This window comes from Streptomyces sp. TAA486 (assembly GCF_000426165.1).
The window spans coordinates 228,095-251,625 of the sequence record NZ_AUEV01000016.1 but is presented as its reverse complement, the minus strand read 5'-3'; the positions used below and the strand labels follow the sequence as shown (position 1 = coordinate 251,625).

The 23,531-nt window shown below is 69.4% G+C and carries 21 protein-coding genes, 1 rRNA gene, 1 pseudogene and 1 riboswitch; of the genes and pseudogenes, 17 read left to right on the top strand and 6 right to left on the bottom strand.

The annotated features are described in order from the left end of the window. Positions 1–149: 149 nt before the first annotated feature. The 11 genes and pseudogenes from rrf to I004_RS35420 all read left to right on the top strand — a co-directional run. Positions 150–266 (top strand): 5S ribosomal RNA (gene rrf / locus I004_RS0122520). Positions 267–422: 156 nt separating this feature from the next. Then, positions 423–1,031, top strand: a complete 609-nt coding sequence (gene clsA / locus I004_RS0122515) for a cardiolipin synthase ClsA (RefSeq protein WP_028437369.1) — start codon at positions 423–425, stop codon at positions 1,029–1,031. A gap of 109 nt (positions 1,032–1,140) precedes the next feature. Beyond that, positions 1,141–3,636: a mannose-1-phosphate guanyltransferase gene (locus I004_RS0122510; RefSeq protein WP_028437368.1), complete on the top strand. Its 2,496-nt coding sequence runs from the start codon at positions 1,141–1,143 to the stop codon at positions 3,634–3,636. A gap of 58 nt (positions 3,637–3,694) precedes the next feature. Continuing rightward, positions 3,695–4,591, top strand: a complete 897-nt coding sequence (locus I004_RS0122505; RefSeq protein ID WP_028437367.1) for a DUF881 domain-containing protein — start codon at positions 3,695–3,697, stop codon at positions 4,589–4,591. After that, entirely contained in the window at positions 4,591–4,923 is a 333-nt protein-coding gene (locus tag I004_RS0122500) for a small basic family protein (protein WP_028437366.1), read from the top strand. Before I004_RS0122505 ends, I004_RS0122500 begins: the two co-directional genes overlap by 1 nt. Positions 4,924–5,057: 134 nt before the next feature. Then, positions 5,058–6,026: a DUF881 domain-containing protein gene (locus tag I004_RS35430; protein ID WP_486580175.1), complete on the top strand. Its 969-nt coding sequence runs from the start codon at positions 5,058–5,060 to the stop codon at positions 6,024–6,026. A gap of 124 nt (positions 6,027–6,150) precedes the next feature. After that, a complete protein-coding gene (locus tag I004_RS38370) occupies positions 6,151–6,990 on the top strand; it encodes an FHA domain-containing protein (RefSeq protein ID WP_078511624.1) in 840 nt (279 codons plus the stop codon). A 14-nt stretch (positions 6,991–7,004) separates the two neighbouring features. Next, the gene (gene ftsR, locus I004_RS35425) at positions 7,005–7,778 is read left to right on the top strand and encodes a transcriptional regulator FtsR (protein ID WP_051345314.1); all 774 of its coding nucleotides are present in this window, start codon (positions 7,005–7,007) and stop codon (positions 7,776–7,778) included. A 67-nt stretch (positions 7,779–7,845) separates the two neighbouring features. Further along, positions 7,846–8,319, top strand: coding sequence for a bifunctional nuclease family protein (locus tag I004_RS0122480; protein ID WP_028437364.1), 474 nt, complete (start codon positions 7,846–7,848; stop codon positions 8,317–8,319). 184 nt (positions 8,320–8,503) lie between these two features. Then, a complete protein-coding gene (locus I004_RS0122475; RefSeq protein WP_028437363.1) occupies positions 8,504–9,115 on the top strand; it encodes a MerR family transcriptional regulator in 612 nt (203 codons plus the stop codon). 64 nt (positions 9,116–9,179) lie between these two features. Continuing rightward, a pseudogene (locus I004_RS35420) lies at positions 9,180–10,460 on the top strand (DNA polymerase IV); the annotation flags it as partial. Between the two features lie 104 nt (positions 10,461–10,564). On the opposite strand, the gene I004_RS40445 reads toward I004_RS35420, so the two are convergent. Further along, a complete protein-coding gene (locus I004_RS40445; protein WP_028437362.1) occupies positions 10,565–10,981 on the bottom strand; it encodes a PRC-barrel domain-containing protein in 417 nt (138 codons plus the stop codon). Positions 10,982–11,234: 253 nt separating this feature from the next. Further along, positions 11,235–11,330: riboswitch (glycine riboswitch) on the top strand. Positions 11,331–11,517: 187 nt separating this feature from the next. Between I004_RS40445 and gcvP the strand changes: the two genes are divergently transcribed. Then, entirely contained in the window at positions 11,518–14,406 is a 2,889-nt protein-coding gene (gene gcvP, locus I004_RS0122460; protein WP_028437361.1) for an aminomethyl-transferring glycine dehydrogenase, read from the top strand. A gap of 100 nt (positions 14,407–14,506) precedes the next feature. Here gcvP and I004_RS0122455 read toward each other — a convergent pair whose 3' ends face one another. Together I004_RS0122455 and I004_RS0122450 are read right to left on the bottom strand one after the other, a co-directional pair. Continuing rightward, positions 14,507–14,713 carry a DUF5999 family protein gene (locus I004_RS0122455; protein WP_028437360.1) on the bottom strand — a complete coding sequence of 69 codons (207 nt, stop codon included), beginning with the start codon at positions 14,711–14,713 and terminating at the stop codon, positions 14,507–14,509. 267 nt (positions 14,714–14,980) lie between these two features. Further along, positions 14,981–15,589, bottom strand: a complete 609-nt coding sequence (locus I004_RS0122450; protein WP_028437359.1) for a hypothetical protein — start codon at positions 15,587–15,589, stop codon at positions 14,981–14,983. A 498-nt stretch (positions 15,590–16,087) separates the two neighbouring features. Here I004_RS0122450 and I004_RS0122445 point away from each other — a divergent pair, with 498 nt between their 5' ends. Together I004_RS0122445 and I004_RS0122440 are read left to right on the top strand one after the other, a co-directional pair. Continuing rightward, complete coding sequence (locus I004_RS0122445; protein WP_028437358.1) at positions 16,088–17,584, top strand: glutamate-cysteine ligase family protein; 1,497 nt, start codon at positions 16,088–16,090, stop codon at positions 17,582–17,584. A 116-nt stretch (positions 17,585–17,700) separates the two neighbouring features. Continuing rightward, positions 17,701–18,504 carry a CPBP family intramembrane glutamic endopeptidase gene (locus I004_RS0122440; RefSeq protein ID WP_028437357.1) on the top strand — a complete coding sequence of 268 codons (804 nt, stop codon included), beginning with the start codon at positions 17,701–17,703 and terminating at the stop codon, positions 18,502–18,504. Between the two features lie 25 nt (positions 18,505–18,529). Here I004_RS0122440 and I004_RS0122435 read toward each other — a convergent pair whose 3' ends face one another. Next, on the bottom strand, positions 18,530–19,363 hold the full coding sequence (locus I004_RS0122435) for a PhzF family phenazine biosynthesis protein (protein ID WP_028437356.1): 834 nt from the start codon (positions 19,361–19,363) through the stop codon (positions 18,530–18,532). A 238-nt stretch (positions 19,364–19,601) separates the two neighbouring features. Here I004_RS0122435 and I004_RS35415 point away from each other — a divergent pair, with 238 nt between their 5' ends. Then, complete coding sequence (locus I004_RS35415) at positions 19,602–20,219, top strand: PadR family transcriptional regulator (RefSeq protein WP_078511618.1); 618 nt, start codon at positions 19,602–19,604, stop codon at positions 20,217–20,219. Positions 20,220–20,262: 43 nt separating this feature from the next. On the opposite strand, the gene I004_RS37670 is transcribed toward I004_RS35415, so the two are convergent. Then, entirely contained in the window at positions 20,263–20,943 is a 681-nt protein-coding gene (locus I004_RS37670) for a DUF4232 domain-containing protein (RefSeq protein ID WP_051345312.1), read from the bottom strand. A gap of 233 nt (positions 20,944–21,176) precedes the next feature. Here I004_RS37670 and I004_RS0122420 point away from each other — a divergent pair, with 233 nt between their 5' ends. Together I004_RS0122420 and I004_RS0122415 are read left to right on the top strand one after the other, a co-directional pair. Then, on the top strand, positions 21,177–21,716 hold the full coding sequence (locus I004_RS0122420) for a hypothetical protein (protein ID WP_028437354.1): 540 nt from the start codon (positions 21,177–21,179) through the stop codon (positions 21,714–21,716). A gap of 44 nt (positions 21,717–21,760) precedes the next feature. Then, positions 21,761–22,783 carry a DMT family transporter gene (locus I004_RS0122415; protein ID WP_028437353.1) on the top strand — a complete coding sequence of 341 codons (1,023 nt, stop codon included), beginning with the start codon at positions 21,761–21,763 and terminating at the stop codon, positions 22,781–22,783. Between the two features lie 55 nt (positions 22,784–22,838). Here the strand turns inward: I004_RS0122415 and I004_RS0122410 are convergent, their stop codons facing one another. Next, positions 22,839–23,522 carry a pyridoxamine 5'-phosphate oxidase family protein gene (locus I004_RS0122410; RefSeq protein WP_028437352.1) on the bottom strand — a complete coding sequence of 228 codons (684 nt, stop codon included), beginning with the start codon at positions 23,520–23,522 and terminating at the stop codon, positions 22,839–22,841. Positions 23,523–23,531: the final 9 nt, after the last annotated feature.

Sequence of the window (23,531 nt, the reverse complement as noted above, 5' to 3'; positions counted from 1 at the left end):
TAAGCCGAGGGCTTGACCACAGATTCTTTTTGCTCGCGTCCACTGTGCGGTATCTGAAACAACAACCGTTGTGCGGATACAACTGAACAGCGTTCATCGCTGATACACATAAAGATTTCCCCGGACCGGTTCCGGTTTCCGGGGTGTGTTTCGGTGGTCATAGCGTGAGGGAAACGCCCGGTTACTTTCCGAACCCGGAAGCTAAGCCTTACTGCGCCGATGGTACTGCATGCGGGAGCGTGTGGGAGAGTAGGTCACCGCCGAACTACTTGTAGGAGAAGCCCCGTTGGAGGGGTGGGAACAACACCCACACACACCAACGGGGCTTCTCTGCGTATGTGTGGGGGCCCTGTATCCGGGGCCTGAGCCTGCCGGTAGTGTCTGGGTGCATCGTCGGTGCGAGAGTTCACAGGAGGCTCCCGGTGGAGGTCCAGGACAGGAAGTCCGAGGAGGGCCGGGTCTTCACCATCCCGAACATCCTCAGCATGGCTCGCCTGGTCGGCGTGCCGGTCTTCCTGTGGCTGATCCTCTGGCCTGTCTTCGGCGGGCCGAACTGCGACGGCTGGGCGTTGCTCGTCCTCGCGCTGAGTGGGATCAGCGACTACCTCGACGGGAAGCTCGCCCGCCGCTGGAACCAGGTGAGCAACCTGGGGAGGCTTCTGGACCCCGCAGCCGACAGGCTGTACATCCTCTCGACCCTACTGGGGCTCACCTGGCGCGAGATCCTGCCGCTCTGGCTGACCGCGACGCTCCTGGCACGTGAACTCCTGCTGTTGGTGATGGTGTGGGTGCTCGACCGGCACGGCTATGCGCCTCCCCAGGTGAACTTCCTCGGGAAAGCTGCGACGTTCAACTTGATGTACGCCTTTCCTCTGCTGCTTCTCAGCGACGGCACCGGCTGGATCGCATCACTGGCGCTGGTTTTCGGATGGGCCTTCGCCGGCTGGGGAACAGCGCTCTACTGGTGGGCCGGGATCCTGTATGTGGTTCAAGTGCGTCGTCTGATCCATGCCGGAACGGCGGCCGCCTGAGGTTTTTCCGAGGTCGCGGGCGGCTGGATCGTGCCGGGCGAATGTGTGGGCCTTCCCCGATCGGGGAAGTCGGTATGACCGTCGTCTTACCGAGGAGGACGCTTCCGATATGAAGGCCGTCGTTATGGCCGGCGGTGAAGGCACCCGCCTTCGCCCCATGACCGCGAGCATGCCCAAGCCGCTGCTGCCCGTGGCCAATCGCCCCATCATGGAGCACGTACTGCGGTTGCTGAAGCGCCATGGGCTCACCGAGACCGTAGTGACCGTGCAATTCCTGGCCTCCCTCGTCAGGAATTACTTCGGGGACGGCGAGGAGCTCGGCATGGAGCTGAGCTATGCCAACGAGGAGAAGCCCCTCGGTACCGCGGGCAGCGTGAAGAATGCGGAAGAGGCCCTCAAGGACGACTCGTTCCTCGTCATCTCCGGCGACGCGCTCACCGACTTCGATCTGACCGAACTCATCGACTACCACAAGCGGCAGGGCGCACTTGTCACCGTCTGCCTCACGCGTGTTCCCAATCCTCTTGAGTTCGGCATCACCATCGTGAACGACGACGGCAGGGTGGAGCGCTTCCTGGAGAAGCCCACCTGGGGGCAGGTCTTCTCGGACACCGTCAACACCGGCATCTACGTCATGGAGCCCGAGGTCTTCGACTACGTGGACCCGGATGTGTCGGTCGACTGGTCCGGCGACGTCTTCCCGCAGCTGATGAAGGAAGGCAAGCCGATCTACGGCTTCGTCGCCGAGGGGTACTGGGAGGACGTCGGCACACACGAGAGCTATGTGAAGGCACAGGCCGACGTGCTCGAGGGCAAGGTCGACGTCGAGATCGACGGCTTCGAGATCTCACCCGGTGTCTGGGTGGCCGAGGGTGCGGAAGTGCACCCCGACGCGGTTCTCCGCGGTCCCCTCTATATCGGCGACTACGCGAAGGTCGAGGCGGGCGCCGAACTCCGCGAGCACTCGGTCATCGGGTCCAACGTCGTCGTCAAGAGCGGCGCCTTCCTGCACCGTGCCGTCGTGGACCAGAACGTCTACATCGGACCGCAGGCCAACCTGCGGGGCTGCGTCGTCGGGAAGAACACCGACATCATGCGGGCCGCCCGCATCGAGGATGGCGCCGTCATCGGGGACGAGTGCCTCATCGGCGAGGAATCCATCGTCCAGGGCAACGTCCGGGTGTACCCCTTCAAGACGGTGGAGGCGGGCGCGTTCGTCAACACGTCCGTCATCTGGGAGTCGCGAGGCCAGGCGCATCTCTTCGGAGCACGTGGTGTGTCGGGCATCGTGAACGTCGAGATCACTCCGGAACTCGCCGTACGGCTGGCCGGTGCCTACGCGACCACGTTGAAGAAGGGATCCACCGTCACCACCGCGCGCGATCACTCCCGAGGTGCGCGTGCGCTCAAGCGGGCCATGATCTCCGCACTGCAGACCAGCGCGATCGACGTGCGGGATCTGGAGAACGTGCCGTTGCCCGTCGCCCGTCAGCAGACGGCACGTGGCAGCGCCGGCGGCATCATGATCCGTACGACGCCGGGAGTCCCGGACAACGTCGACATCATGTTCTTCGACGAGCGCGGAGCGGACCTGTCGCAGGCGGCGCAGCGCAAGCTCGACAGGGTCTTCGCGCGGCAGGAGTACAGGCGTGCGTTCCCCGGCGAGATCGGTGATCTGCGCTTCCCGTCGAGTGTGTACGACTCCTACACGGGCGCGATGCTGCGGTCCGTCGACACCACGGGCGTGGAGGACTCCGGGCTCAAGGTCGTGGTGGACGCCTCCAACGGGAGCGCGGGGCTCGTCCTGCCGAGCCTGCTGGGGCGACTCGGTGTGGACTCGCTGACGATCAACCCCGGCCTGGACGAGTCACGCCCCACCGAAACCGCCGACGAGCGCCGCTCGGGTCTCGTCCGGCTCGGTGAGATCGTCGCGTCCGCCCGCGCCGCCTTCGGGATCCGCTTCGACCCCGTCGGCGACCGCCTGTCCCTTGTCGACGAGCGGGGCCGGATCATCGAGGACGACAGGGCACTGCTGGTGATGCTCGACCTGATTGCGGCAGAGAGGCGCAGCGGCAAGGTCGCCCTGCCGGTGACCACGACCCGCATCGCCGAACAGGTGGCGGCCTACCACGGCACGCAGGTGGAGTGGACGACGACGTCGCCCGACGACCTGACCCGAGTCGGCCGCGACGACACGACGGTCTTCGGAGGAGACGGCCGGGGCGGCTACATCATCCCGGAGTTCAGTTCCGTATTCGACGGATCGGCCGCCTTCGTGCGCCTCATCGGCCTCGTCGCCCGCGCACAGCTCACGCTCAGCCAGATCGACGCACGCATCCCGCGTGCGCATGTGCTCAAGCGTGATCTCGCGACGCCCTGGGCGGTGAAGGGACTCGTCATGCGGACCGTCATCGAGGCCGCGGGCGACCGCTCCGTGGACACAACCGACGGCATCCGCATCGTCGAGCCCGACGGCCGGTGGGTGATGGTGCTGCCGGACCCGGCGGAAGCCGTGACTCATCTGTGGGCCGAAGGGCCCGACGACGCCTCCGCACAGGCATTGCTGGACGATTGGTCCGCGGTGGTCGACAGCGCCGGCCGCTGACCCTGAAACAGGTGGGGCCATTCGGTGGCGGTGACCTTGCCGTGCGACGATGTGCGTCATGTCGCAGCAGCCCCCTGAACGGAGTACCGCATCGCGGCCTGCGCGGCCCGACGCCTCCATGTCGCTGCTGAACAATGCGATGTACAACAGCCTCGACGACGGCTATGCCCAGGCCGCTGCCCGTCGTGGAGTTGAGGGCCGGTCCGGCATGCCGCGGACCGTACGAGCCAAGATAGGGCTCGCCGCCGGACTGGTTCTCGTCGCGCTGGTGGTCACCGTCGGCGCCGCGCAGGCGCGGGTGTCCGCACCCGAACTCGCCAAGGAGCGGCAGGAACTGATCACCCGCATCGACGACGGCGACCGCCGCGCCGACGCCCTGGAGCACAGCGTCGACCGCCTGCGCAAGGACGTCGAGGCCCGGCAGCGCAGGGCGCTGGAGAAGCACGGGGGCAACGAGGCGGAGGTCGCCGGGCTGCTCTCGGGCGCGCTCCCTGTGCATGGGCCCGGCATCAAGCTGGTCGTCGACGACGCCAAGGACACCCAGGACAGCGACTCCGGTGGCCCCCGGCAGAGCAGTGGGTTCTCGGACAACGGGCGGGTGCGTGACCGGGATCTGCAGCGCGTGGTCAACGGGCTCTGGGAGTCCGGGGCGGAGGCCGTGTCGGTCAACGGCCAGCGCCTGACGTCGCTTTCGGCCATCAGGGCCGCGGGTGACGCGATCCTCGTGGACAACAAGCCGCTCGTGCCTCCGTACACACTGCTCGCGGTGGGGCCGGGCAAGGAGTTGAGCACGACGTTCCAGGACAGTGCCGACGGGCAGTACCTGCAGGTGCTGCAGGAGAACTACGGTGTGCGCACCGGCATCAGCACCCACGACGACGTGCGGCTTCCGGCCGCGCCGAGTCTGATCGTCCGAGCGGCAAAGCCGGTGCAGACAGGAGAGGGCAGCAGATAGTGATCGCCGTACTGGGCCTCATCGTGGGGGTCGTGGCCGGACTTGTGGTCCGGCCGGTCGTCCCGACGATCGTCGAGCCCTATCTCCCGATCGCCGTTGTCGCGGCGCTGGACGCGGTCTTCGGCGGGCTGAGGGCCATGCTCGACGGGATCTTCGACGACAAGGTGTTCGTCGTGTCGTTCCTGTCGAACGTCGTGGTCGCGGCGCTGATCGTCTTTCTCGGCGACAAACTCGGAGTCGGGGCCCAACTGTCCACCGGCGTCGTCGTCGTGCTCGGAATCCGCATCTTCTCCAACGCGGCCGCGATCCGCCGGCACGTGTTCAGGGCGTGAGTCGGATGAGTGACGGAGACCGCAACACGAATCCGGGCGAACTGCCGCCGGAGAAGCGGGCAGAGGACCGCGGAACGGATCGCGGTCCGGCACGGGCCGAGCGGCCGGAGGGCAAGGACAGCGCGTCGGACGATGTGCGGGGCCCTGGGCGCGGCAGGCCGGATCGGTCAGGCGGTAGGCCCGACGAGGAACCTTGGCAGCGGAATGGCCGGGAGACATCCAACTCGCATGAGGCGGAGCGCAGTTCGGACGACGCCGCGCGTACCGCCCACGGTGAGCGGCAGAACTCCGGGGAGAGCGGCGCGGGGGGACCGGCACGCGAGAAGCAGGCCGCGTCTTCCGAATCCGCGGAGACCGAGCCGGAGGCGGACGGAGAATCAGGGCGCACAGGCCGGCAGCGGCTGGCCCAGGCGGTCTGGCCGCCGCGCGTGACTCGGGCCCAACTCATCGTCGCCCTGCTGCTGTTCGTGCTCGGCCTGGGCCTCGCGATCCAGGTCCGTTCCACGAGTGAGAACAGTTCGCTGCGTGGCGCACGCCAGGAAGACCTGGTGCGCATCCTCGACGAACTGGACGACCGCAGCAAGCGTCTTGAGGACGAGAAGCAGAGCCTGGAGGGCCAGCGTACCGAGTTGGAGAACAGCTCGGACCAGGCCGAGGAGGCACGGAAGCAGACACGTCAGAAGGCACGCCAACTCGGCGTGCTCGCAGGTACGGTGGGCGCCCGGGGCCCCGGCATCGAGCTGACCGTGACCGACCCCGGCGGGTCCGTCGAGGCGGACATGCTCCTGGACGCCGTTCAGGAGCTCCGTGCCGCCGGTGCCGAGGCGATCGAGGTCAACAACGTACGGGTGGTTGCGAATACGTACTTCTCGGACAGTTCGGGAGGGGTGCGTGTGGACGGTCACAAGATCAGTCCGCCGTACCGCTTTCAGGTGATCGGCAAGCCCAAGGACCTGGAACCCGCGCTCAACATCCCAGGCGGAGTCGTACAGACGCTCCGCAAGGAGCAGGCAGACGCTTCCGTCACGCCCTCCGAGAAGATCGTCGTCAACGCCTTGCGCTCTGCGAAGCGGCCTGATTACGCTCGGTCATCCGGGCAGTGAGGTCACGGCGGAGTCTTGCGGGGGGTCGGCGGACCCGGTGACCATCGCGTGAGGGAAACTGTCCGAAGGCCAGGGACGTTGTCTGGGCGTCATATCGGCGGAGTGAGAGCATCGAGGGTCTGTCCTGCCCCACGGGCGGGTCTGTTTCGTGCGAGGGGAATCGCCCGTGAGTTTTTTTGCAAGGTTGTTCGGCAAGAGCCGCCAGGAGCACGGCGCTGACGCCGCGCGGCGCCGGACCGCCCGGCATCACGATTCCGTGGCGGCCCACGACGGCGAGGGCGCGGGACGCCCGCTGTTCCGCGACGAGATCACCCCTGCCGGCGGTGGCCATGCGGGTGGTCAGGGCGGGGATTCGGTTGACCCCGCAGCGTCGGGCCGCATAGGTTCCGGTGCACCATCAACCTCAAGTACAGGTGGAGGATCTGCCGTGCCGGTGTGTAGCAGGTGCGGGACCCAGGTCGCCGAGGCGAGCCGGTTCTGTTCCAACTGCGGGGCACCGCTCCGGGGTGGTGCTCCCGTGGCCGAGGGTTCCTCCGAGACGACCTCCACGATCTCGATCTCCGGGCTGGAGGCGTACGAGGCAGAGGTCACCGGGCAGCAGCAGACCCCGCCGCTGTCCCCCGAGGCTCAGGCCGCGGTCGACGCCCTGCCCCTGGGCTCCGCCCTCATGGTGGTCCGCCGAGGCCCCAACTCGGGCAGCCGCTTCCTGCTGGACGGCGACTTGACCACCGCGGGCCGTCACCCCGAGAGCGACATCTTCCTGGACGACGTGACCGTCTCGAGGCGTCACGTGGAGTTCCGGCGCGGACAGGACGGTGTCTTCACCGTCTCCGACGTCGGCAGCCTCAACGGCACCTACGTCAACCGGGAGCGCATCGAGGCCGGCGTACCGCTGGCGAACGGTGACGAGGTTCAGATCGGCAAGTTCCGGCTGGTCTTCTTCGCGAGCAAGCGCACGGTCTGACCTTCCGGCAGGGCATGGAGCACACACCGCCCGGTGGCGCCGGCGACGGTGCCACCGCGGAGGCGGACAGCGGGCCGCTGGGCATCGGAGGCGTACTGCGTGTGCTCCGCGAGGAGTTCCCCGAGGTCACGGTTTCCAAGATCCGATTTCTGGAGACGCAGGGCCTCGTGGCGCCGCGCCGGTCTCCGTCGGGCCACCGCTGGTTCAGCGGCGTGGACGTGGAGCGGCTCCGGGACGTCCTTCGGATGCAGCGTGATCACTACCTCCCTCTGAGGGTGATCAAGGAACGCCTGGGTTCCGTCTCCGGGGACGAGTGCCCGTTGCCGCCGACGAGGGCACCCCAGCGGAGCAGCCAGGGCACATGGCGTGAGGGGCCTTCCGATCCCGCGGCCCGAATCGGCCCGGAGCAGCTGCTGGCTGCCGCCTGCGTGACGGAGCCCGAGCTCGCGGAATGGGAGTCACACGGCCTTCTCTCCCCGTACCCGGACGGCTCCTACGACGAGGCCGCCGTGGCCGTCGCCCGCATCGTCTCCGAGCTCGGCCGCCACGGAATCCCGCCACGGCAGCTGCACGCGATGAAGGCCGCCGCCGAGCATCAGGCGGGCCTGCTTGAGAGCGCCGTAGCGCCGCCGGATCGCCATGCTGATGCCCGTACCGGCGGCAGCGCCGTGCCGATGGGTGCCCGGCTGGCGGACTTGTCCGCACGGCTTTACGAGGTCTTTGTGCAGGCGGCGCTGTACGTACGGCCCGCTGAGGGCCCCGACTCGGGCGGCCGCCCGGGTGAGTAGGTTCACACGACAGCTGAGGGCGGGTCCCGACTACCCAAACAGGCGGGGCACGGCCTAGGGTTGCTGTGTGAACGAGCTCGACGTTGTGGGTGTCCGGGTCGAAATGCCCTCCAACCAACCGATCGTGCTGCTGCGTGAAGTGGGTGGCGACCGGTACCTCCCCATCTGGATCGGCCCTGGGGAGGCGACCGCGATCGCCTTCGCGCAGCAGGGCATGACGCCTGCGCGCCCGCTCACCCATGATCTGTTCAAGGACGTCCTGGAGGCTGTGGGCCAGGAGCTCACCGCTGTCCGCATCACGGACCTGAGAGAAGGCGTTTTCTACGCCGAGCTGGTCTTCGCCAGCGGGGTCGAGGTCAGCGCGCGGCCGTCCGACGCCATAGCGCTGGCTCTGCGCACCGGTACGCCGATCTACGGCAGCGAGGGTGTGCTGGACGACGCGGGCATCGCCATCCCGGACGAGCAGGAGGACGAGGTGGAGAAGTTCCGCGAGTTCCTCGACCAGATCTCGCCCGAGGACTTCGGCACCAGCAGCCAGTGATCCCGTCGCCGCGTGCGGCCCATGACGGGCCCCGGCGACCGCAAACCGTCACGTCTTCCCTGCTTGCGGTTACGGGAAACCACACCTTGGGGCATTTTCACCCGGCGTGCCGAGTGTGGCGATCGTTGACGCACCACGGGTGACTGCCTACCTTCGGTGAGGCAGGTCCCGGTCATGCCCCGGGATGCGGAGGACGGAGGTCGGCGTGAGAGATACCGGCGACGGTATGGCGGCGGGCGACGCCCCTCCTCGCGGGGGCTCGGCGGGCCCGCTGCAGGGGGAGAGATCCACGGAGGAATCGCCGGAACTCATCGGATACCGCGGCCCCACCGCGTGCTCGGCCGCAGGGATCACCTACCGCCAGCTCGACTACTGGGCGCGCACAGGGCTCGTGGAGCCGAGCATCCGTCCCGCCTACGGATCCGGAAGCCAGCGGCTCTACAGCTTCCGCGACATCGTGGTACTCAAGATCGTCAAGCGGCTGCTGGACACCGGCGTCTCGCTGCAGAACATCCGCACCGCCGTCCAGCATCTGCGCACCCGCGGCCGTACCGACCTGACCCAGATGACGCTGATGAGCGACGGAGCCACCGTCTACGAGTGCTCCTCGCCCGACGAAGTGGTCGACCTGCTGCAGGGCGGGCAAGGCGTGTTCGGGATTGCCGTCGGCGTGGTGTGGAAGGACGTCGAGGGAGCCCTGGCGCAGCTGCACGGCGAACACGTCGACACCGGCGAGACCATCGTCGGTGACCACCCCGGGGACGAACTGGCACGGCGGCGCAACCGCGCAGGCTGACTGTCGGTCCCATGCGGCACCATCGACCAATGTGAGAAGCGCTCCGACGATCCTCCATCTGGACATGGACGCCTTCTACGCTGCCGTCGAGCAGGCATCCAAGCCCAGCCTCCGCGGAAAGCCCGTGGTCGTCGGCGGGCTCGGGCCGCGCGGAGTCGTCGCCACGGCCTCCTACGAGGCGCGGATCTTCGGCGTCCATTCGGCCATGCCCATGGGGCAGGCCCGCCGTCTGTGCCCGAATGCCGCCTATCTCGCGCCTCGCTTCAGCCTCTACCGGGACGTCAGCGAGGCCGTCATGGAGATCCTCGGCGGGCTGTCGCCGCTCGTGGAGCCCCTCAGCCTCGACGAGGCCTTCGTCGACCTGGAGGCCGGCGAGGCGCTCACCGAGGGCTCGGCGTCCCCGGCCGTACGAGCGGTCGGTGAGCGGCTGCGGCAGACGATCAGCGAGATGACGGGGCTCAGCGGCTCCGTGGGACTGGCCGGCTCGAAGATGCTCGCCCAGATCGGCTCGGAGCAGGCCAAGCCCGACGGGCTCGTCGTCATCGAGCCGGGCACGGAACGGGAGCTGCTCGGTCCGATGCCCGTACGCACCCTGCCCGGTGTGGGTCCGGCCACGGCGGAGGTGCTGCGCCGTGCCGGTATCACCACGGTCGGGGACACGGCGGAGGCAGGGGAGGCGGAGCTGCTGAGACTTCTGGGCAGGGCGCACGGCACTTCGCTCTATGCGATGGCGAACGGCTGGGACGACCGGCCGGTGATCGCGGAGCGCGACGCGAAATCGGTGTCGGTGGAGGACACCTTCGACGTCGACCTCACCGACAGGGCGCTCGTACAGGCCCACCTCGCGCGCCTCGCCGAACGCTGCGCGGAGCGGCTGCGTGCGGCCGGGAGGTCCGGACGCACGGTTGTGATCAAGGTTCGCAGCTACGACTTCTCGACCCTGACGCGCTCGGAGACGCTGCGCGGACCCACCGACGACACGGGCGTGGTCCGCGAGGCCGCGGCCAGGCTCCTCGACACGGTGGACACCACCGCCGGGGTGCGCCTGCTGGGTGTCGGCGTCAGCGGTCTGGCCGACTTCACTCAGGAGGACCTGTTCGCACAGGCACAGGCCGACGCGGACGCCGCGGCAGCAGCGGAAGCCGCGACAGCCGGCCGCCCGGGGGAGGCGCAGGGACCGACGGCCGTGCCGGAGGAGCCGGAGGTGCCGGCCGACCGGCGCTGGGTGCCGGGCCGGGACGTCACGCATGCGGATCGCGGTCATGGCTGGGTGCAGGGCAGCGGCCTCGGCCGGGTCACCGTGAGGTTCGAGGATCCTGGGTCCGCGCCCGGCCGAGTGCGGACCTACTCCGTCGACGATCCTGCTCTGGAGCCGGCCGAACCGCCGCCGCTCGCGGCGATGGCGCGGCGGAAGCGGACGGATGGGTTGGGCCGTTCGGGGGAACCGTCTCAGCTTTCGGTCCCGGCTATCCGTCCGAAGTCCCTGTCCGGCGGGGGCGAGGAGGACGTCGACGCCGGTGAGGAGGGCTCCGGGCCGACGGACTCGGCCGGGGGCGGCACGTCCAGCCCGTAATGGAGATACAGCTGGAGCTCCTGGCGGGGGGAGAGGTGTCTGCCCACGCCGAGCACAGGTGTGCTGCGAACCAGCGCCCTCTCGAAAGGGACGTGGAGGATGCCGCCGACCAGTTCGCTCGGCTCCAGCGGTACGAGGGTCTCGCGCCGGAAGAAGCCCGTGCGCACGGCCGCCCACTCCGGCTCGCCCGTCGCGTCGTCGAGGTACACCTCGCCGACCGTTCCGATCTTGCAGCCGCTGCTGTCGAGTGCTCTGCGCCCGATAAGGCTCCGTGGATCGATGTCGTTCTGCACGGTCCCTCCAAGTCGTGGTTCAGGGGCACCGGGTGCGTCACGGGACGAGGCCGGCCCTGGGGTCTGGTGATCTGGCGAACCCCCTCCTCGGCCTTGCCGTACTGCCGCGCAACAGCGTGCTGCGGGGGCGCCGAGGACGCCGGGAGCCGGTCGTACAAGCCGTATTACCACCCAAAGGCACATTTCAGCGGTTGGCCACCCGAGTGCACCCGGGTCCTGAGGGAGGAAGCGCTGGTAGGCTCGAAGTGGCTGTGGACCCCGAGCGGGAGAGTCCTCCGGCATCAGCCGGGGGCGCCGAAGGAGCAACTCCTCCCCGGAATCTCTCAGGCTCACGTACCGCGCGGGTGAGGTCACTCTGGAAAGCAGGGCGGGCCGAGCAGTGCCTGGGCTCCTCCTCACCGACGGTGAAAGCCGGGTCTCCGCTCAGCCGGGGCGGACCGGTGAAACTCTCAGGTTGAGATGACAGAGGGGGAGGCCGTCCGGGCACCAGCGCCGTGGTGTCCCCGTAGGTCACAGTGACCAGGAGGCCCCCGCAGATGACTGCCAACCGCATCCCTCTCGCCGATCTGGAACGCGGAACTCCTTTCGAACGGCGGCACATCGGCCCAGCCGCTGGTGCCCAGGCGAAGATGCTCGCCCAGGTCGGTTACGGCTCACTCGACGAGCTGACCGCCGCCGCCGTCCCCGACGTGATCAAGAGCAAAGAGGCCCTGAACCTGCCTCCCGGCCGTACCGAGGCCGAAGTGATCGCGGAGCTGCGGGAGTTCGCGGCCCGCAACCAGGTGCTTCCGTCGATGATCGGCCTCGGCTACTACGGGACCTTCACCCCCTCGGTCGTCCTGCGCAACGTCATGGAGAACCCCGCCTGGTACACCGCGTACACGCCCTACCAGCCGGAGATCTCGCAGGGCCGCCTCGAGGCCCTGCTCAACTTCCAGACCATGGTGGCCGACCTGACGGGCCTGCCGACCTCGGGTGCCTCGCTCCTCGACGAGCCCACTGCGGCCGCCGAGGCCATGGCGCTCTCCCGCCGGGTCGGCAAGGTCAAGCAGGGCGTCTTCCTCGTGGATGCCGACTGCCTGCCGCAGACGATCGCCGTCATCCGGACCCGGGCGGAACCGACCGGCGTCGAGGTCGTCGTCGCCGACCTGAGCGACGGGATCCCGGCCGATGTGGCCGAGCGCGGCGTCTTCGGGCTGCTCCTGCAGTACCCCGGAGCCTCCGGCGCCGTGCGGGACCACCGTGCCGTCATCGACCAGGCGCACGGAATCGGTGCGATCGTGACCGTCGCAGCCGACCTGCTCGCTCTCACGCTGCTCAGTTCGCCCGGGTCGCTCGGCGCGGACATCGCGGTCGGCTCCAGCCAGCGCTTCGGCGTGCCCATGGGCTTCGGCGGGCCGCACGCCGGCTACATGTCGGTGCGCGACAAGTACGCCCGCAGCCTGCCCGGTCGCCTCGTCGGCGTCTCCAAGGACGCTGACGGCCACCAGGCCTACCGCCTCGCCCTGCAGACCCGTGAGCAGCACATCCGCCGGGAGAAGGCCACCAGCAACATCTGCACCGCCCAGGTGCTGCTTGCCGTGATGTCCGGGATGTATGCGGTGCACCACGGGCCGGAGGGCCTGGCCAACATCGCCCGCCGTACCCACCGCTACGCCACCCTGCTCGCTGAGGGGCTGCGCGGAGGCGGAGTCGAGATCGTGCACGGCAGCTACTTCGACACCGTCACGGCGCGGGTCCCCGGACGCGCGGCCGAGATCGTGGCCCGTGCGCGCGAGGCGGGCGTGAACCTGCGGGAGACGGACGCGGACCACGTGGGTATGGCCTGCGACGAGACCACGGGCCGGGCCCAGCTGGAGGCAGTCTGGTCCGCGTTCGGCGTCGAAGCGGACGCAGGCGAGCTGGACGACGCTCTTACCGCGGACGCGCTGCCCGAGGCGCTGCTGCGCACCGAGGACTATCTGACCCACCCGGTCTTCCACGAATACCGCTCCGAGACGGCGATGCTGCGCTACCTGCGCAGGCTCGCGGACCGGGACTACGCACTGGACCGCGGAATGATCCCGCTCGGCTCGTGCACCATGAAGCTCAACGCCGCCACCGAGATGGAGGCCGTCACCTGGCCCGAGTTCGCCGGTCTGCACCCCTTCGCTCCGGCCGAGCAGGCGGAGGGCTACCTGGCGCTCATCCATCAGCTCGAGGACCAGCTCGCGGAGATCACCGGCTACGACAAGGTATCCCTGCAGCCCAACGCCGGATCCCAGGGCGAGCTGGCAGGACTGCTGGCCGTGCGCGCGTACCACCGCTCGCGCGGCGACGACCAGCGCAATGTGTGCCTGATCCCCTCCTCGGCACACGGCACGAACGCGGCGAGCGCGATCATGGCGGGCATGCGCGTCGTGGTCGTGAAGACCAGCGAGGACGGCGACGTGGACACCGCCGACCTGCGCGCGAAGATCGAGCAGCACGGCGACGAGCTGTCCGTGCTGATGGTCACCTACCCCTCCACGCACGGCGTCTTCGAGGAGCACATCACCGACATCTGCGCGGCCGTGCACGACGCCGGCGGGCAGGTCTACGTGGACGGTGCCAACCTCAACGCACTGATGGGGCTCGCGCGTCCCGGCAGGTTCGGGGCCGACGTCTCCCATCTGAACCTGCACAAGACCTTCTGCATCCCGCACGGCGGCGGCGGGCCCGGTGTCGGTCCGATCGGTGTGCGCGAGCACCTGGCCCCGCACCTGCCCAACCACCCGCTCCAGCCCGCCGCGGGACCGGCGAGCGGCATCGGTCCGATCTCCGGCTCGCCCTGGGGCTCGGCGGGAATCCTGCCGATCTCATGGGCGTACGTGAGGCTGATGGGAGCCGAGGGGCTGCGCCGCGCCACGCAGGTTGCCGTACTCGGGGCCAACTACATCGCCAAGCGCCTCGAACCGCACTACCCGGTGCTCTACACGGGGCCGCACGGGCTCGTGGCGCACGAGTGCATCATCGACGTACGGCCGCTGACGAAGCAGACCGGCGTGAGCATCGACGACGTGGCAAAGCGGCTGATCGACTACGGCTTCCACGCTCCGACCATGTCGTTCCCGGTGCCGGGGACGCTGATGACGGAACCCACCGAGAGCGAGGACCTGGCGGAGCTCGACCGCTTCTGCGAGGCGATGATCGAGATCCGCGCTGAGATCGACAAGGTCGGATCGGGGGAGTGGCCCGCCGAGGACAACCCGCTGCGCAACGCGCCGCACACCGCGGGGCAGTTGAGCGGGGACTGGGAGCACCCGTACGGGCGGGAGGTGGCCGTCTTCCCTGCCGGGGTCAGCGCTTCCGACAAGTACTGGCCGCCGGTGCGGCGTATCGACGGCGCCTTCGGCGACCGGAATCTGGTGTGCTCCTGCCCGCCGGTGGAGGAGTACGACGGCTGAGGGCGCGGGAGCGTCGGAAGCGCCGAGGAACGAAAACCGCGTGTGTCAGGGCCGGTTCGGTGTCACACCGGGCCGGCCCTGGCCTGTGGCTGCTGAGGGATCAGGCAGCGGTGGCGATGTTGCGGCTGTCGAGCGGACGGTGCGGGTCGATGATCTTGCCGTCCGGGAGAAGCTCGCCCGTGTCCTCGAAGAGGAGGACGCCATTGCACAGCAGGCTCCAGCCCTGCTCCGGGAAGTGGGCCACAGGGTGTGCGGCCTCCCGGTCGGCGGACTCGGCTGTCGGGCAAGGTGGCTGGTGCTGGCACATTGTCGCTGTCGTCTTCCGTTGTGTCGTGATGTCCGTGCGGCTGGTCACGATGTCCATGGCCGCCCCTCGTTCCGGTCCCAGTGTTCCCCTGCGGAGGAGATTCCGCAGGGATTTCGTGTCACCGCTCCTCAACCAGGGGAGACGCATCACTCGTGCGGGTGGTTACCGTCAACTGATCCGCACTTACGGGTGGTTTGCCGTATACGTGCAACGGGGAAGCCGCCCTGGATCACCGCAACAGGCACCGCGTACGGTATCCCACGAGACTCACCTGCCGCTTCTCAGCAGGGGAGTTGCCGGAACCGAACGTCTGGTCAGCAGCGGCAGGAGCGCGTCGGCGCGGTGCGGAACGTGGGCCGCGATGCCAGGGGGAGCGGGCGCCAGGGGGATGAGCAGGTCCGACGGCTGCGGAGCACCCTCGTCGATCTCCGCCGTGGCGTTTCCGTGCAGCCAGAGGGTGAGCATGTAGAGCCGGGGAACGGACAGCAGCCGCGGCTGGTGGAGTCCGGGGAGCGACTCGGCCTGTCGCAGGACCCGTTGGGACGAGGCGACGTACGGGCCGCCGCAGAAGTACGCGAAGGCCCAGCCGTCGGAGGTCAGCAGCGTCTCCGCCGCCCCCACCGCCGCGGACCCGGCAGGGGAGTCCTTCTCCCGCAGCAGGAAGCGCCAGCCGGTCAGACGCGTGTAGGGGGCCGCGTTCGGTGGGCCGAAGTCGGCCAACTCGTGTACGGGCAGTGGGAGTTCGATCTCAAGCGCAGGCCTGGCATCGTCGGCGTCGACAGGTGCGTGTCCCCGGTGGGCGGTGGCCGGCGCGCGCAGGGCCGCGAGGACGCTGCGTGCTGCGGGAGCCGGGGCGGAAGGAACGTGGAGCGGCATGGTGGATCGCCACCTCTCACTGAGGAGCCACGTGGTGCTCGGCATGGCGCGGACGGCACTGTCGGCGTGGGGAGGTGCCGCGAAGCGGCGGCTTGACCGTCGACTGCGGGCACCGGCCGGTCCGGTGATACCGCGTCTCGATCCGTACCGGAGCTTATACGAAAGGTGTTACATCACCATTTCGGCTAACGGTGCACCATTTTCGTTTCAAGACGCTATCCGGTCGGTATTGCACGGCACTTGACCACGTCTGCCGCGGCGGGAGGCCCTGTGGCCTGGCGGGATCGCACCGACGTGGTCGGCCGGATCCCGTCTGCGTTTCCCACAAGGACTGTGCGCGTGGTCTTGGACCACTGCCGCATGCCTCCGGAACATGCCGTTCGGCGCAGGTGAGAGGTTCCCGGCAGGCGGGTACGTGGAGATCGTCGAGGCGTTATCCGCAGGCTCGACGGGCATCATGGCTGACACCAAGCGGCCGTATCGAGGAGGGACACCCCGATGGGTGAGAAGGTCGTCTCCGACGGGTTCGACCTGTCCGCTCGGCATCGGTACAGGCGGAAGCTGAAGGAGTGCCTGGAGGCGTTCGAGGTTCTCCTGGAGGAGAAGCGGTTCGAGCGTCCCCGCAACCTCATGGGCCTGGAGATCGAGCTCAATCTCGCGGACGCCGACGGGATGCCCCGCATGATGAACGCGGAGGTGCTGCAGCGCATCGGCAGCCAGGACTTCCAGTCGGAGCTGGGGCAGTTCAACCTCGAGGTCAACATCGTGCCCCACCGCCTGGCCGGGCGGGTGTTCGACCAGCTCGCGGAGGAGCTGCGCACCGGTCTGGGCTACGCGGACCGGCAGGCCAAGGAGGTGGGCGCCGGGATCGTGATGATCGGCATCCTGCCCACTCTCACGGACGAGGACCTGGTCTCCTCGAACCTCACCGCGGTGGACCGCTACACCCTGCTCAACAACCAAATCATGGCCGCGCGGGGCGAGGAGGTCGTCCTCGACATCGAAGGCGTCGAGCGGCTGAGCCGGACCTCCGCCTCGATCGCGCCCGAGGCGGCGTGCACCTCGGTGCAGCTCCATCTGCAGGTGACGCCGGAACGTTTCGCTGATGTATGGAACGCCTCCCAGGCGGTGTCCGCCGTGCAGGTCGCGATGGGTGCCAACTCGCCCTTCGTCTTCGGCCGGGAGCTGTGGCGGGAGTCGCGCATCCCGGTCTTCCTGCAGGCGACCGACACCCGCACGGACGAGCTGAGGGCACAGGGCGTACGGCCGCGCACCTGGTTCGGCGAGCGGTGGATCGGTTCGGCGTTCGACCTCTTCGAGGAGAACCTGCGCTACTTCCCACCGCTGCTGCCCATCTGCGACGACGAGGATCCGCACAGCGTGCTGAGGGCAGGCAGCACTCCGGGCCTGCCCGAGCTGGTGCTGCACAACGGCACGGTCTACCGCTGGAACAGACCCGTGTACGCGGTGAGCGAGGGCGTGCCGCATCTGCGCGTGGAGAACCGGGTGCTGCCCGCGGGCCCCACGGTCACGGACGTGCTCGCCAACACCGCCCTCTACTACGGGCTGGTGCGCAGCCTCGCCGACGAGCCCCGTCCCGTCTGGTCGCGGCTGCCCTTCGGCGTCGCCTCCGCGAACTTCGACGCGGCCTGCCGGCACGGCATCGAGGCGGAGCTGACCTGGCCGCGCCACGGCCGTCCCGGCGGTCTGGTGACGATGCCGGCGACTCGGCTCGTGCAGGAGGAACTGCTTCCGCTCGCCGCCGCCGGGCTGGAGGCGTGGGGCGTCGAGAGCGCCGACAGCGACCGTTGCCTGGGTGTCATCGAGGAACGCTGCCGGCGCCGCGTCAACGGGGCGTCGTGGCAGACGGACGCCTACCACCGTGCCGTCGAATCCGGCCTCGAGCGGGAGAAGGCGCTCGCGGCGGTCACGCGGCGCTACTGCGAGCTTGCACGCACGGGAGAGCCGGTGCACACCTGGACCCCCGGCCCGTAGACGCCGCGTACGGGCGGGTGTGCAACGGGTGACCGACCCCGCTTCGCACGCCCCGGCGCCGTCCGGCAAGCTATGCACGTCCCCGGCTGTCGCGGACCGGTGAACTGGAGGCATGTGTGCAGTCGCAAGCGAGCGACCCCGCTCGGTTCCCGGCGTCCGAGGAGCTTTCGGCGCGCACGCTGCGGCACGAGACGCTGCTGGTGCTGGCGCTGTCGCTCGGTGCGAGCGCCGTCTCCGCGCTCATCAGCTTCATCGGCTCGCTGACCGCTTCCGGGGCTCTCGCCGATCAGGCCGCACGCCTGAACACCTCGCGCGCTCCTGACCGGCCGTGGCTCGACCTGGCCTGGCAGCTCTTCGGGATCGCCACCGCGCTGGTACCGGTGGTGCTGGTGGCCCATCTCCTCACGCGGGAGGGCGCGGGCGGGCTCCGCTCGCTCGGGTTCGACCGGAGCAGGCCGGGATTCGACCTGGGGCGCGGCGCGGTGCTCGCCGCCGCCATCGGCGGGAGCGGACTCGTCCTCTATCTGGGGGCTCTGCAGGCCGGCTTCAATCTCACCGTGGTGCCCGAATCGCTGCCGCACGTGTGGTGGCGCATTCCCGTGCTCGTCCTCTCCGCCATCCAGAACGCCGTGCTGGAAGAGGTGATCGCCGTCGGCTACCTGCTGCGCAGGCTCGGGCAGCTGAACTTCTCACCCTGGGCCGCACTCGCGGTGAGCGCGGTGCTGCGCGGCTCGTACCACCTGTACCAGGGCATCGGCGGGCTGCTCGGCAACATGGCGATGGGCGTGATCTTCGTCCTGCTGTACCGGCGCTGGGGGCGCGTCGGGCCGCTGGTGGTGGCCCACGCCCTGATCGACATCGTGGCCTTCGCCGGCTACGCGCTCTTCGCGGGCAAGGTGGACTGGCTGCCCACGCCGTAACGGTCACCGGCGGGCCGCGGGGCGGTCACCACCCGGCGCAGAGTCGGGCGTCGAGGACTGTGACTGCCGCTCCGGTCAGCTCGGTGCGCTCGCCACGCAGTGTCGTACGCACCAGTCCCGTACGCGCGGAGCGCTGAAGGCCCGTCAGCGAGTCACGGCCTAGCCGCGCGGACCACAGTGGGGCCAGCGCCGTGTGGGCGCTGCCGGTGACCGGGTCCTCGGGAATGCCGACGGAGGGTGCGAACATCCGCGAGGCGTAGTCGTATTGGTCGCCGCTCCCGTGTTCGGCGCCGCCCTCCGCGATCGCGGTGACGATGACGCCCCTGTGCGGGAGACGGCCCAAGGCGATGCTGTCGGGGGCGAGGGTGCGCAGCGTCCCCTCGTCGGCCACCTCGACGAGGAGATCGCCCAGCGTCCCGGTGTCGTGCACCGACATCGGCTCGGTGCCGAGGGCGTCGGCGAGACCGGGAGGCGCCGGGGCCGGTGTCAGCGGGGCCGTGGGGAAGTCCAAGGTGATCGCACCGCCCGCAGCGGGCGCCGCGGTGAGCACCCCGCTGCGGGTGCGGAAACGCACGGTTCCGGAGCTCAGGCCATCGCTGTGCAGGACGTGTGCCGTGGCCAGCGTGGCGTGACCGCACAGGTCGACCTCCGCGGCCGGGGTGAACCAGCGAAGGGCCCAGTCGGCCTCGGCGTCGCCGGGGAGCGGGTGCGCGAAGGCGGTCTCCGAGAGGTTCATCTCGTTGGCGACCCTCTGCATGCGTTCGTCCGACGGGAAGGTCTCCTCCTCCAGCAGCACGACCGCGGCGGGATTGCCGCGGTAGGGGCGGTCGGTGAAGGCGTCGACTGTACGGATCCTCATGGGCCGGCACGTTAGGCGAGGGTGGCCGTCGCGTGCGACGGCCAATGCGGCGGAGGTGGACCGGTACCTGACGACGGGACAACCGCATCCGCGCACCGTTGGGTGAGATCGACTCCACCTCCGCTGAGACAGGTCGACCTCATCGGCCGGGTGTTGCCATACGAGCATCGCCGATATATCGTTGATCCATCACGACAGGTCAACGTCTGTCGAAGACGGATCATGGAAGGGATTCATCATGCGTAAGGAAGAACAGCGACCTGGTGGCCGCGGACATGGTCGTGGCCCCGGATACTGCGGCCCGGCCGGTTTCGGTGGCCCGTCCGAGCGCCGGGCCTTCGGTGCCTTCGGTCCGCCCTTCGGCGACGGTCCGCCCTTCGGGCCGAGAGGCCGGGGTCGAGGAGGGCCGCGCGGGCGCGCACGCCGAGGCGATGTGCGGGCCTCGATCCTGGCGCTCCTCAAGGACCGGCCGATGCACGGCTACGAGATGATCCAGGAGATCGCCGAGCGCAGCAGCGGCGCGTGGAAGCCGAGCCCCGGCTCGGTGTACCCGACGCTCCAGCTGCTGGAGGACGAGGGGCTCATCAGCAGCGCCAGTGAGGGCGGCAAGAACCTCTTCTCCCTCACCGACGCCGGCCGGCAGGAGGTCGAAGCCGGTCCGGAGGCCCCCTGGGAGGAGGCCGGGCGCGGCATCGACTGGGAGGCCATGAACGAGGTGCGCAAGGCCGGCGGTGCACTGGTCAGCGCCTTCCAGCAGGTGTGGGCGAACGGCACGCCGGAGCAGCGCGAGAAGGCGCTCGGGGTCGTCAACGACGCCCGCAAGAAGCTCTATCTGATCCTCGCCGAGGAGGAGTGACCGCGGGGGTGTGCGCGCGGCGCGCGGGGCCGTGAGCCGACTGTCAGCTGGGGGGTCCTGCCCCCGGCAGCAGCGGCCGGACGTCGATCTCGCCGGCGCCGCACACCTCACCCAACTTCCACGATGCCGTCCTCGCGGTGCGCTGGTCCGGCGGGATCACGCGCACCGCCTTTGGTTCGGGGCACCGGCCGTCATCGGGATCGCCCTCGCCGGGCACGATCGTCCAGTGCAGCCGCGCGGTCGCGTGCCCGCCGGGGGAGAGGGTGATCTGGCGGGAGGGGACGGAGTTGTCCCGTACCACCTCGGTGGGGATCTTCCCGCCGTTCTCGCCGGTCAACTGGAGCCCTGGCCAGCCCTGCGTACGGCAGGGGGCCGAGGAGGAGTTGGTGAGGACGAGGGCGGCGTAGCGGTTTCCCGCGGCGGGCTGTCCCGGTTGCAGCGAAACCGTCAGTGCCTCCGTGGTGCACCAGCGAGGCCGGTCCGCTCCGCTGCCGGTGTCTCCGGGGCGGTCCCGGTCGTCTCCCGGAGCGTCCTGGGCGCCGGGCGCCTTGGCGGAGCCCACGGAGGAGTCGGACGGACGCGGGGACGCGGTGGAGCCGGGGTCCGTGCCGTCCACGGACGCCGGTGAATTGGAGGAGGAGGCGGACCCCGCGCATCCGCTGACGGTCACAGCGGCTCCGAGGGCGAGCGCGGCGAGAACGGAGCGTGCATGGTGAGCGGCCATGGAAATCTCCAAGTGCTGCCGTATGGGGGGCTGTTGGAGAACAAGACGCGACCTTCCGGGCATTCGGTTCCTTCATGCCCACCCTGAAGCCCTAGTAGGCCGTGCTCCTCCTCAAGGAGGAGGCCCCTGCGGCACGCACCTCCCATCGGGGTACGCGCATATGCCCCGCGGCGGGGATGTGTGGCCGGATGTGCGTGTGATGTGGTGGTGCTGTGGACATCAGTACGCCCCCAGTGCCTGCCGGCAGAGCGGCAGGCGCGGTGATCGAGGACCGGCTGAGCGAACAGCTGGCAGCCGTCGTCGCGACCGCGCGCCGACGGGCCTCCAGGGGTGGCGACCGGGACGTGGACACCGCGCATCTGCTGCACAGCCTTCTCGAATCGGATCCCGTCGTACGGGCGTTCCTCGGCGGTGGAGGTCCGCTGACCGCGAAGCTCCTCGGCTATCTCGCGCAGCGCAGCATCGGATACGGCCTGCGCTGGCGGCATTCGGTGGAGAAGGCCGGCATCCCGTGTGCCGGAGTCGACGAGGGCCTGCTGCCGGGCTGGTCGCCGGCTGCAGTGATGGCGATGGAGGTGGCGCTGGGCTGCGTCAGGGCGCGTGGCGCCGATCGTGCGGACGGCGTCGACCTCTTCGCCGGCCTGGTCGCCGATGCGGACTGCCGTGCCGCGGAAGTGCTGCGTATCGCCGGAGTGGATGTGCGCGGAATCGCCACGGGGCTCGGCGTCAGAAGGCCGAGGCCGGGCGAACTGGACACCCGTCGAGTGTCATGAGTATCAGGGGTGACACTCCTGTCGGTCGTTGACATGATGGGCGCATGCATGACACGACGCGGCCGGGTCCTTCCGTGCGCGGAGGAAGCCTCGGTCTGACGCTGGCGCTCGTCTCGGCCTTCGCGTTCGGAGGTTCGGGACCCGCAGCCAAACCGCTGATCGAGGCCGGTCTCGAGCCCCTTCATGTGACCTGGCTCCGGGTCGCGGGTGCGGCCTGCGTCATGCTGCCCCTCGCCTGGCGTCACCGGGAGCTCGTGCGTGAACGCCCCGGCCTTCTCCTCGGGTTCGGCCTGCTCGCCGTCGCCGGTGTGCAGGCGTGCTACTTCGCTGCGCTCTCCCGCATCCCCGTCGGCGTCGCCCTGCTCATCGAATACCTCGCACCCGCGCTGGTGCTGGGCTGGGTGCGGTTCGTACAGCGACGGCCCGTGAGCCGGGCGGCGGGCGTGGGCGTCGTCCTCGCCGTGGGCGGCCTGGCCTGCGTGGTGCGCGTCTGGTCCGGGCTGACGCTCGACCTCTTGGGGCTGCTGCTGGCGCTGGGCGCGGCCTGCTGTCAGGTGGGCTACTTCGTGCTCTCGGACCACGGCAGTGACGGGTCGGACGGTCGCCGCCCCTCCGACCCCATGGGCGTGATCGCCTACGGCCTGCTCATCGGCGCGCTCCTGCTCACCGTGCTGGCCAGGCCGTGGGAGATGGAATGGCACGTTCTGGCAAGTCAGGCCCCCATGGACGGCAGAACGGTGCCGGCGCTCGTGCTGCTGGCCTGGATCGTGCTGGTGGCGACGGTCGCCGCGTATCTGACCGGAGTCGTCTCGGTACGCAGGCTCTCCCCGCAGGTCGCCGGCGTCGTGGCCTGCCTCGAAGCCGTCATCGCGACCGTGCTCGCCTGGGTGCTGCTCGGTGAACACCTCGCCCCCGTACAGCTCGTGGGCGGTGCCGTGGTGCTGCTCGGTGCCTTCATCGCGCAGAGCTCGGCACCCAAGCAGCAGCAGGACGAGCCGGTCGCATCCGGCGGGACGGAGTCCGGCACGGCGGTTGACGGTGCCCTGCCGGACGACGCCCACGCCTGAACCGGGGCCGCCCATCGGCATGTCACGGCGCTGAACCGGCTGAACCACCCCCGCGTCAGCGGCCCTTGAGGTACGCGGGCAGCTCCGTGCCGGGAGCCAGATCCTCGGCGGGGACGGGGGTGCCGTAGACCCGGCTGACAGGGACGACACCGCTCCAGTGAGGGAGAGCGAGGTCCTCCGCGTCGTCGGATGGACCGCCCTGACGGATCTTCGCGGAGACCTCCTCCAGATCAAGGCGCAGGACGGCCGTGGCGGCCAGTTCCCTGGCGTCGGCACGGCGGGAGTCGGCCGCGCGCCCCGGCACCACGCCGTCGACCAAGGCGTCGAGGGCGGCGGTGAGTTCCCCGTCCTTGGTGACCCGGTACGCGGTCCCGTGGACCATCACCGAGCGGTAGTTGAGCGAGTGGTGGAAGGCGGAGCGGGCGAGAACGAGGCCGTCGACTCGGGTGACGGTGAGACATACCGGCAGCCCTTCGTCGGCGTCTGCCTCCCGCAACGGACGCGAGCCCGTGGACCCGTGCAGATAGACGTGCTCGCCCCTGCGGGCGTACAGCGTGGGAAGAACCACCGGTGCGCCGTCGCGGACGAACCCCAGATGACAGATGTAGTCCTCGTCGAGGATCGAGTGCACCAACTCGCGGTCGTAGGAGGCGCGTTCGCGGTGCCGAGTGGGGACGGTGCGCTCCGTGCGGACGTACGGGTCGGAGGAGGTGCCCGGGGAAGGGACGGTGTACGCCAAGGAACTCTC